13 protein-coding genes and 1 tRNA gene are annotated in these 12081 nt (G+C 46.0%); 1 reads left to right on the forward strand and 13 read right to left on the reverse strand.

All coding sequences use genetic code 11. The annotated features are described in order from the left end of the window. Positions 1–4: 4 nt before the first annotated feature. The 12 genes from nuoG to pnp form a co-directional block, all read right to left on the reverse strand. Positions 5–2320 (reverse strand): NADH-quinone oxidoreductase subunit NuoG, encoded by a 2316-nt coding sequence (nuoG, locus tag ICN10_RS09670; RefSeq protein WP_216214962.1) that lies wholly within the window; start codon positions 2318–2320, stop codon positions 5–7. Positions 2321–2352: 32 nt separating this feature from the next. Beyond that, positions 2353–3651, reverse strand: a complete 1299-nt coding sequence (nuoF, locus tag ICN10_RS09675) for an NADH-quinone oxidoreductase subunit NuoF (RefSeq protein ID WP_216214964.1) — start codon at positions 3649–3651, stop codon at positions 2353–2355. Next, entirely contained in the window at positions 3648–4154 is a 507-nt protein-coding gene (gene nuoE, locus ICN10_RS09680) for an NADH-quinone oxidoreductase subunit NuoE (RefSeq protein WP_216214966.1), read from the reverse strand. Before nuoE ends, nuoF begins: the two co-directional genes overlap by 4 nt. 22 nt (positions 4155–4176) lie before the next feature. Next, positions 4177–5430: an NADH-quinone oxidoreductase subunit D gene (locus ICN10_RS09685; protein WP_215350019.1), complete on the reverse strand. Its 1254-nt coding sequence runs from the start codon at positions 5428–5430 to the stop codon at positions 4177–4179. 3 nt (positions 5431–5433) lie between these two features. Further along, entirely contained in the window at positions 5434–6033 is a 600-nt protein-coding gene (locus ICN10_RS09690) for an NADH-quinone oxidoreductase subunit C (protein WP_216214968.1), read from the reverse strand. A gap of 3 nt (positions 6034–6036) precedes the next feature. Then, positions 6037–6519, reverse strand: coding sequence for an NADH-quinone oxidoreductase subunit B family protein (locus ICN10_RS09695; protein WP_011902891.1), 483 nt, complete (start codon positions 6517–6519; stop codon positions 6037–6039). A gap of 5 nt (positions 6520–6524) precedes the next feature. Continuing rightward, on the reverse strand, positions 6525–6884 hold the full coding sequence (locus ICN10_RS09700; protein ID WP_012357790.1) for an NADH-quinone oxidoreductase subunit A: 360 nt from the start codon (positions 6882–6884) through the stop codon (positions 6525–6527). A gap of 108 nt (positions 6885–6992) precedes the next feature. Beyond that, positions 6993–7077, reverse strand: a tRNA-Leu gene (locus ICN10_RS09705). Between the two features lie 86 nt (positions 7078–7163). Further along, entirely contained in the window at positions 7164–7508 is a 345-nt protein-coding gene (gene secG, locus ICN10_RS09710; RefSeq protein WP_216214969.1) for a preprotein translocase subunit SecG, read from the reverse strand. A gap of 22 nt (positions 7509–7530) precedes the next feature. Beyond that, the gene (tpiA, locus tag ICN10_RS09715) at positions 7531–8289 is read right to left on the reverse strand and encodes a triose-phosphate isomerase (protein ID WP_216214970.1); all 759 of its coding nucleotides are present in this window, start codon (positions 8287–8289) and stop codon (positions 7531–7533) included. A 16-nt stretch (positions 8290–8305) separates the two neighbouring features. Continuing rightward, positions 8306–9304, reverse strand: a complete 999-nt coding sequence (locus ICN10_RS09720) for an NAD(P)H-quinone oxidoreductase (protein WP_216214971.1) — start codon at positions 9302–9304, stop codon at positions 8306–8308. 24 nt (positions 9305–9328) lie between these two features. Further along, entirely contained in the window at positions 9329–11497 is a 2169-nt protein-coding gene (gene pnp, locus ICN10_RS09725; RefSeq protein ID WP_216214972.1) for a polyribonucleotide nucleotidyltransferase, read from the reverse strand. Positions 11498–11563: 66 nt separating this feature from the next. Here pnp and ICN10_RS09730 point away from each other — a divergent pair, with 66 nt between their 5' ends. Continuing rightward, positions 11564–11761, forward strand: a complete 198-nt coding sequence (locus ICN10_RS09730) for a hypothetical protein (protein ID WP_216214973.1) — start codon at positions 11564–11566, stop codon at positions 11759–11761. Positions 11762–11764: 3 nt separating this feature from the next. On the opposite strand, the gene rpsO is transcribed toward ICN10_RS09730, so the two are convergent. Then, on the reverse strand, positions 11765–12034 hold the full coding sequence (gene rpsO, locus ICN10_RS09735) for a 30S ribosomal protein S15 (protein WP_068323724.1): 270 nt from the start codon (positions 12032–12034) through the stop codon (positions 11765–11767). Positions 12035–12081 lie beyond the last annotated feature (47 nt).

The raw sequence follows: 12081 nt of genomic DNA on the forward strand, positions 1-12081 counted from the left end.
GACCTTATGCCTTACTAACAGTTACAGGGCCAAACATAGAGCCCAATTTCGCACTAGCCATAGTGCCAGCAGAAATTCTGACGGCGCCTGGCGCTAGATTTACTTCTAATGTTGCTGGCATATCTACTGTCTGGTTGTCTTGAGTAACGCGCACAGCATCACCCTCCTTCAAGCCTAATTCAGAAAATGTCTTTTGATTTAAGCCAGCTTGATTGCCACGTTTTGCATCGCGCGTCACTTGCAGCGCTGATGAACGACGAACAATTTGATCTCCGGCATAAATATTGACATCAGCCAAGCGCTCAAGGCCATTCACAGGAGCCGCATTTCCATTGGCAATAGAAGTAGCTGACGTTTTATTACTCAGACGAGTGCAATAGTTTTCAGGTAACGCCTCTCCCAAAACCTCTTCAGGGAGATTAAACAAGAAACCATCGAGACCCAAAAGACCGCCGAGCACACGAATGACTTTCCACGCTGGACGTGAATCGCCCAATGGTTTTACTGAAGGTTGAACAGTTTGGGCTCTACCCTCTAGGTTTACAAAAGTAGAAACTGTTTCAGAGAATGTAGAAATTGGCAGAATGACGTCAGCCACCTCAAGCAAATCTGCACTCTTATAAGCACTCAATGCGATGACTGTGTTTGCCTTAGCCAAAGCAGCGCGCGCTGCAGTTGGGTTTGGAAGGTCTGCATCAGGCTCGATATTCATCAAGATCACTGCACGGCGCTCACCAGACAGAACTGATTCAACACCAGCTCCGTTAGCGTTAACCAATGAAGCGCCAACTGAATTGCCACCAAAAGGCAAGAAGCCCAAAGTTGCACCTGTTTGCTCTGCAATAAATTGAGCCAGTACATGTAAATCAGATGCATGTTGGTGCGCAATAGCAGCAGAACCAAGCAATACGGCTACTGATTCACCGGAAATCAGACTGTCTGCAATTTTTTGGGCTGCAGGTGAGGCTGCTAAGTTAGCTGTGCCAGCTGGTGCGCTGACTGATTTTGCTTTGGCTACTGCTTGAGCAACTTCACTTAATGCATTAAGCCATGTGCTTGGAGCAGCAACAATGCCATTACTTGGGATTAACCAGTCGTCACCACCAGCATCAATACGAGTTACTTGTAATCCACGTTTGCTTGCAGTACGAATACGAGCAGCCAACACTGGCTGATCTTTACGCAAGAAGCTGCCAACAACTAAAACGCGATCTAATTCATTGATTTTGGCAATCGGCATTCCGAGCCATGGCGCGCTTGCAGAAGCAGCAACATCAGATTGGCGCAAACGAGTTTCTACTTGTTTTGAACCTAAACCGCGAACCATTTTTTGCAAGAGATGCAATTCTTCTGTGCTGGAAATTGGGTGAGCTAAAGCACCGATTGCCTCAGGACCACTTTCTGCTGAAATAGTCTTCAATGAATGCGCAACATAATCAAGTGCTGATTGCCAATCTGTTTCTAACCATTGACCGCCCTGCTTCACCATTGGTGTGGTGACACGGTCAGCACTGTTTAAACCTTCATAAGAGAAGCGATCGCGATCGCTAATCCAGCATTCATTAATTGCTTCATTTTCTAAAGCAACAACGCGCATCACTTTATTGGCTTTAGTTTGAACTGTAGTGTTTGCGCCTAAGCTGTCATGCGGACTTACAGAACGCTTGCGACCTAATTCCCAGGTACGAGCAGCATAGCGGAATGGCTTACTAGTCAATGCGCCTACTGGGCATAAGTCAATCATGTTTCCAGAGAGCTCTGAATCCACTGTCTGACCTACGAAAGTAGTAATTTCTGAATGCTCACCTCGGTTGACCATGCCTAATTCCATTACTCCAGCAACTTCTTGACCGAAGCGAACGCAACGTGTGCAGTGAATGCAACGAGTCATCTCCTGCATGGAGATTAATGGTCCAACATTCTTATGGAATACAACACGCTTTTCTTCGTCGTAGCGAGAATTGGATTTACCGTAGCCTACCGCCAAATCTTGTAACTGGCACTCACCACCTTGATCACAAATTGGGCAATCCAATGGGTGATTAATGAGCAAGAATTCCATTACAGAACGCTGTGCTTCGACCGCCTTAGCTGAATGCGTAAATACCTTCATACCTTGAGTAACTGGTGTTGCACATGCAGGCAAAGGTTTTGGTGCTTTTTCAACTTCAACCAAGCACATACGGCAGTTAGCAGCGATTGATAATTTCTTGTGATAGCAGAAGTGAGGAACGTAGGTGCCGAGCTTGTTCGCGGCGTGCATCACCATCGAACCTTGCGGAACTTCTACTGCCTTACCATCTAATTCGATTTCTACCATGCTCACTTTTAGATATCCCGTGCTCTAAATCTTTATAAAGGTTTCGCAGAATCTAAGCAGCGCTTATGTTCTACGTGATACGCAAATTCATCCATGTAATGCTTCAACATGCCACGTACTGGCATCGCCGCTGCATCACCTAAAGCGCAAATCGTACGGCCCTGAATATTGGCCGCTACGTCATTCAGCAAATCTAAATCCTCTGGACGCCCTTCTCCATGCTCAATACGGTGAACAATGCGCCACAACCAACCAGTACCTTCACGACAAGGAGTGCACTGACCACATGACTCTTCGTGATAGAAGTAAGACAAACGCTCTAATGCGCGAACCATGCAACGCGTTTCATTCATCACAATCACGGCACCAGAACCCAGCATCGAACCAGCTTTAGCAATGCTGTCGTAATCCATTGTGAGCTCCATCATTTGCGCGCCAGGTACAACAGGCGAAGATGAACCACCAGGGATAACCGCTTTTAACGCTTTACCGTCACGCATACCGCCAGCAAGCTTCAATAGCTCAGCAAATGGAGTGCCTAAAGGAATCTCATAGTTACCTGGGTGAACTACATCCCCGGAGATAGAGAAGATTTTTGTTCCGCCATTATTGGGCTTACCAAGATCTAAGTAAGCCTGACCACCAATTGCCAAAATGAATGGCACGGCAGCGAATGTTTCGGTATTGTTAATTGTTGTTGGCTTTCCATACAAACCAAAACTTGCTGGGAAAGGAGGCTTAAATCGTGGTTGACCCTTCTTGCCTTCCAAAGACTCCAACAGCGCAGTTTCTTCGCCGCAAATGTAAGCACCCCAACCTGGAGATGCATGCAATTGGAATGAAAAATCACTACCTAAAATTTTGTCGCCTAGATAACCTGCAGCGCGCGCTTCTTCCAAAGCCTCTTCAAAGCGTGAATACACTTCCCAGATTTCGCCGTGGATATAGTTGTAACCAGTTGTAATGCCCATGGTGTACGCACCAATAATCATGCCTTCAATCAAAGCATGTGGGTTGTAGCGCATGATGTCGCGGTCTTTAAAAGTACCAGGCTCACCTTCGTCACTATTACAAACTAAATATTTTTGCCCCGGGAATTGACGTGGCATAAAGCTCCACTTCAAACCAGTCGGGAAGCCTGCACCGCCACGTCCACGCAGTGATGAAGCTTTCAATTCAGCAATGATGGCATCAGGCGCAACTTTATCGTTGATTAAACGACGTAATTGCTGATAACCGCCGCGGCTTTCGTAATCTTTTAGACGCCAGTTATCACCATTTAATCCAGCGAGGATCAAAGGCTTGATATGACGATCGTGCAAGCTGGTCATGCTGCTTTCCCTTCTGCACGTAATTCATTTAACAATGCATCAATCTTTTCTTTGCTCATGAAGCTGCACATACGCTTGTCATTCACGAGCATTACTGGTGAATCACCGCATGAACCCATGCACTCACCCTCTTTTAGGGTAAACGTACCGCACGGAGTTGTTTCGTTGTAACCAATGCCGAGTGTTTCTTTGAGGTATGTGGCAGCAGTTTCACCATGCGTTAACTGGCATGGCAAGTTTGTGCAAATTACCAATTTGTACTTACCAATTTTTTTGGTGTTGTACATGTTGTAGAAAGTAGCCACTTCATCAACTGCAATGCTTGGCATTTCTAAGATCTGAGCAATAGTCTCGATCACCTCAGGAGAAACCCAACCCACCTCTGTTTGAGCAGCAATTAAGCAAGCCATTACCGCTGATTGCTTGTGCTCTGGTGGGTATTTAGCGATATTGCGATGAATATCAGCCATTGTTTTATCGGATAGTTGAAGAGTTGTAGTCATTAAATAATCCTTGGCACGCTAATTAGCGGTCAATCTCCCCGAACACGATATCTTGGGTACCGATGATCGTTACCGCATCAGCCAACATATGGCCACGTGACATCTCATCCATTGCAGATAAATGCACGAAACCTGGTGCACGAATCTTCATGCGGTATGGCTTATTGGCACCATCTGAAATCAAGTAAATTCCAAACTCACCTTTTGGATGCTCAACAGCAGAGTAAGCCTCGCCATCAGGAACGTGGATACCTTCAGTAAAGAGTTTGAAATGGTGAATCAATTCTTCCATATTGGTTTTCATATCCACACGCTTCGGTGGTGAAACCTTATGGTTATCGCTCATTACAGGACCTGGATTTGCTTTCAACCAAGCCACACATTGTTTAATGATGCGATTCGATTGGCGCATTTCTTCCATGCGCACTAAATAACGATCATAAGAGTCGCCATTCACGCCAACCGGAATATCAAAGTCGAGACGGTCATACACTTCGTATGGCTGTTTCTTACGCAAATCCCATTCGATGCCGGAACCGCGCAACATTGGACCAGTGAAGCCCAGTTGTAATGCGCGCTCAGGAGTCACAATACCGATATTGACTAAGCGCTGCTTCCAAATACGGTTATCCGTTAATAGATTGCAATACTCGTCGACATTGGCATCGAAGCCATTGGTAAATTGCTCAATGAAATCTAACAAGGTACCGCTGCGGTTTTCATTCAAACGTTTTACTGCAGAAGCACTGCGAATCTTAGATTTATCGTATTGAGCCATTTGATCTGGCAAATCACGATATACACCACCTGGACGATAGTAAGCAGCATGCATACGTGCGCCAGATACTGCTTCATACATGTCAAAGATATCTTCACGATCGCGGAAGGCATAAAGGAACACTGCCATAGCGCCAACGTCAAGGCCGTGACAACCGATCCAAAGCAAGTGATTCAATAAGCGAGTTAGCTCGTCATACATCACACGAATGTACTGAGCACGCAAAGGAACATCCACTTGCAATAACTTTTCAATGGCCATGACATAGGCATGCTCATTGGACATCATCGAAACATAATCCAAGCGATCCATATATGGAACGTTTTGAATCCATGTACGAGTTTCGGCTAATTTTTCTGTAGCGCGGTGCAACAAACCAATATGCGGATCGGCGCGTTGGATCACCTCGCCGTCAAGCTCAAGCACTAAACGCAATACGCCGTGCGCAGCAGGATGCTGAGGGCCAAAATTGAGGGTGTAGTTCTTAATTTGTGCCATGACTTAAACCGGACCTCCGTACTGCTCTTCACGAACAATGCGTGGAGTAATTTCGCGAGCCTCAATCGTGACGGGCTGATAGACAACGCGCTTTAACTCTGGGTCATAACGCATTTCCACATTGCCACTAATTGGGAAATCTTTTCTAAATGGATGACCAATAAAGCCATAGTCAGTCAAGATGCGACGTAAGTCGTCATGACCATCAAACAAAATACCGTAGAGGTCAAACGCTTCACGTTCAAACCAGTTAGCAGAATTCCAAACTGGCGTAATTGAAGCAACCAATGGATAGCTATCGTCTGGCGCAAATACACGCACACGCAAACGCCAGTTATGCGCAATAGAAAGCAAATGGCTCACAACACCAAAGCGTTGACCGCCCCACGCACCTTCACGGAAGTCTTGATAATCCACGCCACATAAATCAATCAATTGCTCAAAGGCAAGAGATGGATCATCACGCAACAACATGGCGGATTCAAAATAGGTATCTGCGTTAACAACAACAGTAACTTCACCTAATGCAATCTCAATTGATTGAACGCGCTTACCTAAAACTTTTTCTAAATTGGCAGCTAATTGATTTAAACGATCTGACATGATTTAAGCCTTCCGCGCAATCGTGCTGGTACGCGCGATCTTGGATTGCAACTGAATAATTCCGTAGATCAACGCTTCCGCAGTTGGAGGGCAACCAGGAACATAAATATCGACTGGCACGATGCGGTCACAACCGCGAACAACTGAATACGAGTTATGGTAGTAGCCGCCGCCATTTGCACAAGAACCCATTGAGATTACCCAACGTGGTTCAGGCATTTGGTCATAAACCTTACGCAAAGCTGGAGCCATCTTGTTACATAAAGTACCAGCCACAATCATCAAGTCCGATTGACGCGGAGATGGGCGGAATACCACGCCAAAACGGTCTAAGTCATAACGGGATGCGCCAGCATGCATCATCTCTACCGCGCAGCAGGCCAGACCGAAGGTCATAGGCCATAAAGAACCATTACGAGTCCAGTTAATCAACTGGTCAGCTGTAGTGGTAACAAAACCTTCTTTGAGAACGCCTTCTAATGCCATATCTATCACTCCCAGTCGAGAGCGCCCTTTTTCCAGATATATACAAATCCCACAATGAATTCCAACAAGAAAATCACCATAGAGGCGTAGCCAAGCCATCCGATATCACGAAGAGCGACACCCCATGGGAATAGGAATGCAGTTTCTAAGTCAAACAGAATGAAGAGAATGGCGATTAAGTAGTAGCGCACGTCGAACTTCATACGCGCATCTTCGAAAGCTTCAAAACCGCACTCATAAGGAGAGAGTTTTTCAGCGTCAGGCTTCGAAGGAGCCAAAATTTTTCCGAGGAACATGGGGACTAATCCCACCCCAATACCTACGAGGATAAAAAGCAGAACAGGAAAGTAATTAGCGAGATTCAAAATAGCCCTGATTCGTTTGTCTGGTAAATCCTAAAAGCAGCAAATTATTAATTATTCCACTACATAAAGCATTGATTCAGAGCAAAAACCCTTATCAATACTCATTTTTGGTGCCGACGGCGAGACTCGAACTCGCACAGCCTAAGCCACTACCCCCTCAAGATAGCGTGTCTACCAATTTCACCACGTCGGCATCTTGCAAAACCCATCAATTCTACTGCATTGCACCACTGCACTACCCCATTTTTGGGGCTTTTAAATACGTAAAAACCTACTTTTTTACTTAGGAACTGCTGGCTTGCTTGGATCTTGAACTGGAGCAACAGGAGCTGCTGGCGCCGCCGCTGGGGCTACCGTTCCAGAAAGCACACCAGGGCTCACTTCTTTCTTATTACCAATCCAGGTAATACCCAGGGTGCTGATAAAGAAAACAGCAGCAAAAATAGCTGTTGCATGGGAAAGGAAGTTGGCTGAGCCACTAGCACCAAAGAGGCTGCCAGAAGAGCCAGAACCAAAGGCTGCACCCATATCGGCGCCTTTGCCCTGCTGCAACAGAACCAAAAGAATCACAGCCAAGGCTGAAATTACCTGCAATACGATCAATAAAGTCTTAAACCATTCCACAGCTTATCTCCAAATAAAAAATCTATGCCTGGCAGATAGCTAGAAAGTCTTGAGGATTCAGTGAAGCACCCCCAACCAATCCACCATCAATATCCGGCATGGCAAACAATTCAACGGCATTGTCAGGTTTGACACTGCCGCCATACAAAATTCCAACATGAGACGCTACATCTTCGTTAAATTCGGCTAATTGCTGACGAATAGCGTGATGCATGTCCTGCGCCACCTGAGCGCTAGCAACCTTACCAGTGCCAATCGCCCAAACAGGCTCATAGGCAATCAGACAGTCTGCTAAGCGATCCTGCAGCACGCTGACCTGCTTAGCAACTTGAGAGCAAACGATCTCTTCTGCTCTACCAGAATTTCTTTCATCAGCCGTCTCGCCAACACAAATGACCGGGGTCATGCCGTTATCTAAAACCTGAAGAGCTTTAGCAGCTACAAGCTCATCAACCTCATGATGCATTTGACGACGTTCTGAGTGGCCAACAATGACGTAAGTACAACCTACTTCTTTGAGCATTGATGCCGCTACCTCACCGGTATATGCTCCGGAACCAAAAGCTGAGGCATCTTGTGCACCCAGACTTAAAAAAGCCATTGAATGTGCTTTGATTAACTCAGCACACTGTGGCAAATAGGGAAATGGTGGACATACAGCATATCTACGACCTGATGGCATTCCGCTCTCCATGCCACGAGCAACGGTCTTGATCCAGTCTTGATTACTTGCAAGACTGCCATTCATTTTCCAATTGCCGATAACGATGAGTGGTCGCATAGGGGTATTGAATTATCTAGACAGTTAAAACGATTTTGCCAACATGTTCAGATGACTCCATTAATGCATGAGCATCAGCCGCCTGATCTAGCGTAAATGTTTTATAGATAACCGGTTTGAGTTTGCCTGCATTAAGCAAAGGCCAAACAATTTCAAATAACTGTTTGGTAATCTGCTTCTTAAAAGAAACTGGACGTGGACGCAGCGTTGAACCAGTGATCGTTAAACGACGACGCAGAATTTGGCCAGTATTCACTTCAGCTTTGGAGCCGCCCATAATTGCAATAATGACAATACGGCCATCGTCAGCCAAGCAATCGATTTCCTTTTGCACATAAGCGCCGGTAACCATATCCAGAATGACGTTGACACCTTTGCCATCTGTAGCTTTTTTGACTTCTTCAACAAAATCTTGTGTCTTGTAATTGATAGCAAGGTCGGCACCTAAAGCCACGCAAGCAGCACACTTTTCATCTGTACCAGCAGTAACAAATACCTTATGACCCAAAGCTTTGGCAATTAAGATTGCAGTAACCCCAATGCCACTAGAACCACCCTGAACCAATAAAGTCTCGCCTTCAGTCAACTCACCACGCATGAAGACATTGCTCCAAACAGTGTAGAAAGTTTCTGGCAAAGCAGCGGCTTCTTGGTCGCTAAATCCTTTGGGGTATGGAAGGCACTGAGCAACGGGTGCGGTACATAGTTCTGCATAGCCACCACCTTGAACTAATGCACACACCTTATCGCCAAGTTTCAATCCAAACACATTGTCAGAATGAGATAAATCACCGCCAACAATCTCACCAGCCACTTCAAGACCAGGAATATCGGATGCGCCCGCAGGAACTGGGTAATGCCCTTTACGTTGCAAAACGTCAGGGCGATTAATTCCAGCGGCTAAAACTTTGATCAAAATTTCGCCAGTACCAGCAGCAGGAGCCACTGGATCTGGGCGACTTGCCGGCACCAGCATTTCTGGTGCGCCAAATTCTTTGATTTCAACTACGCGCATGAGTATTCCTGCTTGCTAAAGCAATTAAGCGGATTCGCCAGTCGCTGGAGCAGCTTCTGTAGCCACTTCAGCAGCACCAGCTAAAGGAGCAATCGTGCCACCCTCATCAGCCATCGCAGCCTTTAGTGACAAACGTAAACGACCGCGCTCATCAGCAGCTAACAACTTCACACGAACTACTTGGCCTTCTGCCAAATAGTCTTTAACTTCTTTTACACGCTCATTGGAAATTTCAGAGATGTGCAAGAGACCATCTTTACCTGGAAGAATGTTTACCAAAGCACCGAATTCGAGCAACTTCACAACTGGACCTTCGTAGATCTTGCCTACTTCAGCTTCAGCAGTAATGCCTTCGATACGTGCTTTTGCTTCTGCCATGCCTTCAGCAGATGTAGAAGCAATAGTTACAGTGCCGTCATCCTTAATGTCGATGCTGCAACCAGTTTCTTTAGTCAACGCTTGAATTGTTGCGCCGCCTTTACCGATTACTTCACGAATCTTGTCTGGATGAATCTTGAAAGAAACCATGCGTGGAGCGTGTGCTGACAATTCTGTACGAACTGAACCCATCGCTTCTTGCATTTTGCTCAAGATGTGCAAGCGGCCTTCTTTAGCTTGCGCCAAAGCTACTTGCATAATTTCTTTAGTGATGCCTTGTACTTTGATGTCCATCTGCAAAGCAGTAATACCATTCGCTGTACCAGCAACTTTAAAGTCCATATCGCCTAAGTGATCTTCGTCACCCAAGATGTCTGTCAACACAGCAAAGCGATTGCCATCAAGGATCAAGCCCATTGCTACGCCAGCAACGTGCGCTTTAACTGGAACACCAGCGTCCATCATTGCCAAACAGCCACCGCAAACAGAAGCCATTGAGGATGAGCCATTGGACTCAGTAATCTCTGAAACCACACGAATGCTATATGCAAAATCTTCTGCACTTGGCAATACTGGAATCAATGCACGTTTAGCCAAACGACCGTGACCAATTTCACGACGCTTAGGGCTACCTACGCGACCTGTTTCGCCAGTAGCAAACGGAGGCATGTTGTAGTGGAACATGAAACGATCGCGGTATTCACCTTCGAGCGCATCAATAATTTGCTCGTCACGTGCAGTACCCAATGTTGCAACAACCAATGCTTGAGTTTCACCACGAGTAAACAATGCTGAACCGTGTGTACGTGGCAATACACCGTTGCGAATTTCGATTGGGCGAACTGTGCGTGTATCACGACCATCGATACGTGGCTCACCATTCAAAATCTGACTACGAACAATCTTCGCTTCGATTTCAAACATGATGTCGCTCACAGCAACAGCATCAACATCACCCTCTTCGGATAACTTAGCCATTACTTCTTTAGAAATTTCTTTGAGCTTGTCTGAACGAGCGCCTTTTTGACGAATCTGATAAGCCTCACGCAATGGCGCTTCAGCCAATGCAGTTACCTTAGCGATAAATGGCTCATCTTTAGGAGCTGCAGTCCAATCCCACTCAGGTTTGCCAGCTTCACGAACTAAATCATTAATAGCGTTGATCGCTGTTTGCATTTGGTCATGGCCGTATACAACTGCGCCCAACATTACTTCTTCAGATAATTGGTTTGCTTCTGACTCAACCATCAATACAGCAGCTTGTGTACCAGCAACGATCAAATCGAGTTCGCTAGTAGCTTGTTCTGTACGCGTTGGATTCAAGAGGTATTGGCCATTAGCATAACCAACACGTGCTGCGCCAACTGGGCCGGCAAATGGGATGCCTGAAACAGCTAAGGCTGCAGATGCAGCGATCAAAGCAGGAATATCGGCAGGTACATCTGGGTTGATGGACAACACGTGCACCACAACCTGAACTTCGTTCAAGAAACCTTCTGGGAATAAAGGACGCAATGGGCGGTCAATCAAACGGGAGATCAATGTCTCGCCTTCAGATGGACGACCTTCGCGGCGGAAGAAGCCGCCAGGGATCTTGCCTGCTGCGTAAGTTTTTTCTAAGTAATCAACAGTCAATGGGAAAAATGATTGGCCTGGCTTTGCAGACTTAGAGGCTACAACTGTACCCATTACTACTGTGTCATCTACGTTAACGATAACGGCACCACCGGCTTGACGAGCAATCTCGCCTGTTTCCAATGTTACTTGATGGTTGCCCCATTGAAAACTTTTTACTGCTTTTTTAAACATTGTCATTCTGATCTTCTCCAAATTGTTCACGCAAGACTCACATGAGCGTTACGCTTGTCGTGGGATAAAGCAGTGTCACGACAACACTGGAGCGATTTCGGATCACAAGGGATGCCATTCCAGGGAGGCTCTGCATACAACCCAGAAACTCATTGGAATGACACAATCCCCTACACAAATGATCTAAAGCGCCCAAAAAAACATGCCATCTGCTTAAGACTGATTCTGCGAAGAAACAACCCTAAGAAAGATGGCATTGCATACCGATAAGAATTACTTACGGAGACCTAATTTCTCAATCAATGCGCGATAGCGATCCAAATCTTTGCCTTTGAGGTAATCCAAGAGGCGACGGCGACGTGAAACCATCTTCAACAAACCACGACGGCTGTGATGATCTTTAGCGTTAGCCTTGAAATGGGGGGTTAATTCATTGATACGGGCTGTGAGCAATGAAACTTGAACTTCAGGGCTACCCGTATCGTTTGCGCTGCGCGCGTTTTCTTTGACGATTTCCGCCGTTTTAATATCAGCAACTGCCATTTTTAATACTCCTAACTTGCGAACACCTGAGCTTTCACCCAATAAGT

The organism is Polynucleobacter sp. 86C-FISCH (assembly GCF_018882415.1).
Taxonomy (GTDB): Bacteria; Pseudomonadota; Gammaproteobacteria; order Burkholderiales; family Burkholderiaceae; genus Polynucleobacter.

Coding starts and splice junctions, on each gene's coding strand:
- nuoG (WP_216214962.1), bottom strand. CDS start 2,320: ATGGTAGAAATCGAATTAGATGGTAAGGCAGTAGAAGTTCCGCAAGGT.
- nuoF (WP_216214964.1), bottom strand. CDS start 3,651: ATGACCAGCTTGCACGATCGTCATATCAAGCCTTTGATCCTCGCTGGA.
- nuoE (WP_216214966.1), bottom strand. CDS start 4,154: ATGACTACAACTCTTCAACTATCCGATAAAACAATGGCTGATATTCAT.
- ICN10_RS09685 (WP_215350019.1), bottom strand. CDS start 5,430: ATGGCACAAATTAAGAACTACACCCTCAATTTTGGCCCTCAGCATCCT.
- ICN10_RS09690 (WP_216214968.1), bottom strand. CDS start 6,033: ATGTCAGATCGTTTAAATCAATTAGCTGCCAATTTAGAAAAAGTTTTA.
- ICN10_RS09695 (WP_011902891.1), bottom strand. CDS start 6,519: ATGGCATTAGAAGGCGTTCTCAAAGAAGGTTTTGTTACCACTACAGCT.
- tpiA (WP_216214970.1), bottom strand. CDS start 8,289: ATGCGACCACTCATCGTTATCGGCAATTGGAAAATGAATGGCAGTCTT.
- ICN10_RS09720 (WP_216214971.1), bottom strand. CDS start 9,304: ATGCGCGTAGTTGAAATCAAAGAATTTGGCGCACCAGAAATGCTGGTG.
- pnp (WP_216214972.1), bottom strand. CDS start 11,497: ATGACAATGTTTAAAAAAGCAGTAAAAAGTTTTCAATGGGGCAACCAT.
- rpsO (WP_068323724.1), bottom strand. CDS start 12,034: ATGGCAGTTGCTGATATTAAAACGGCGGAAATCGTCAAAGAAAACGCG.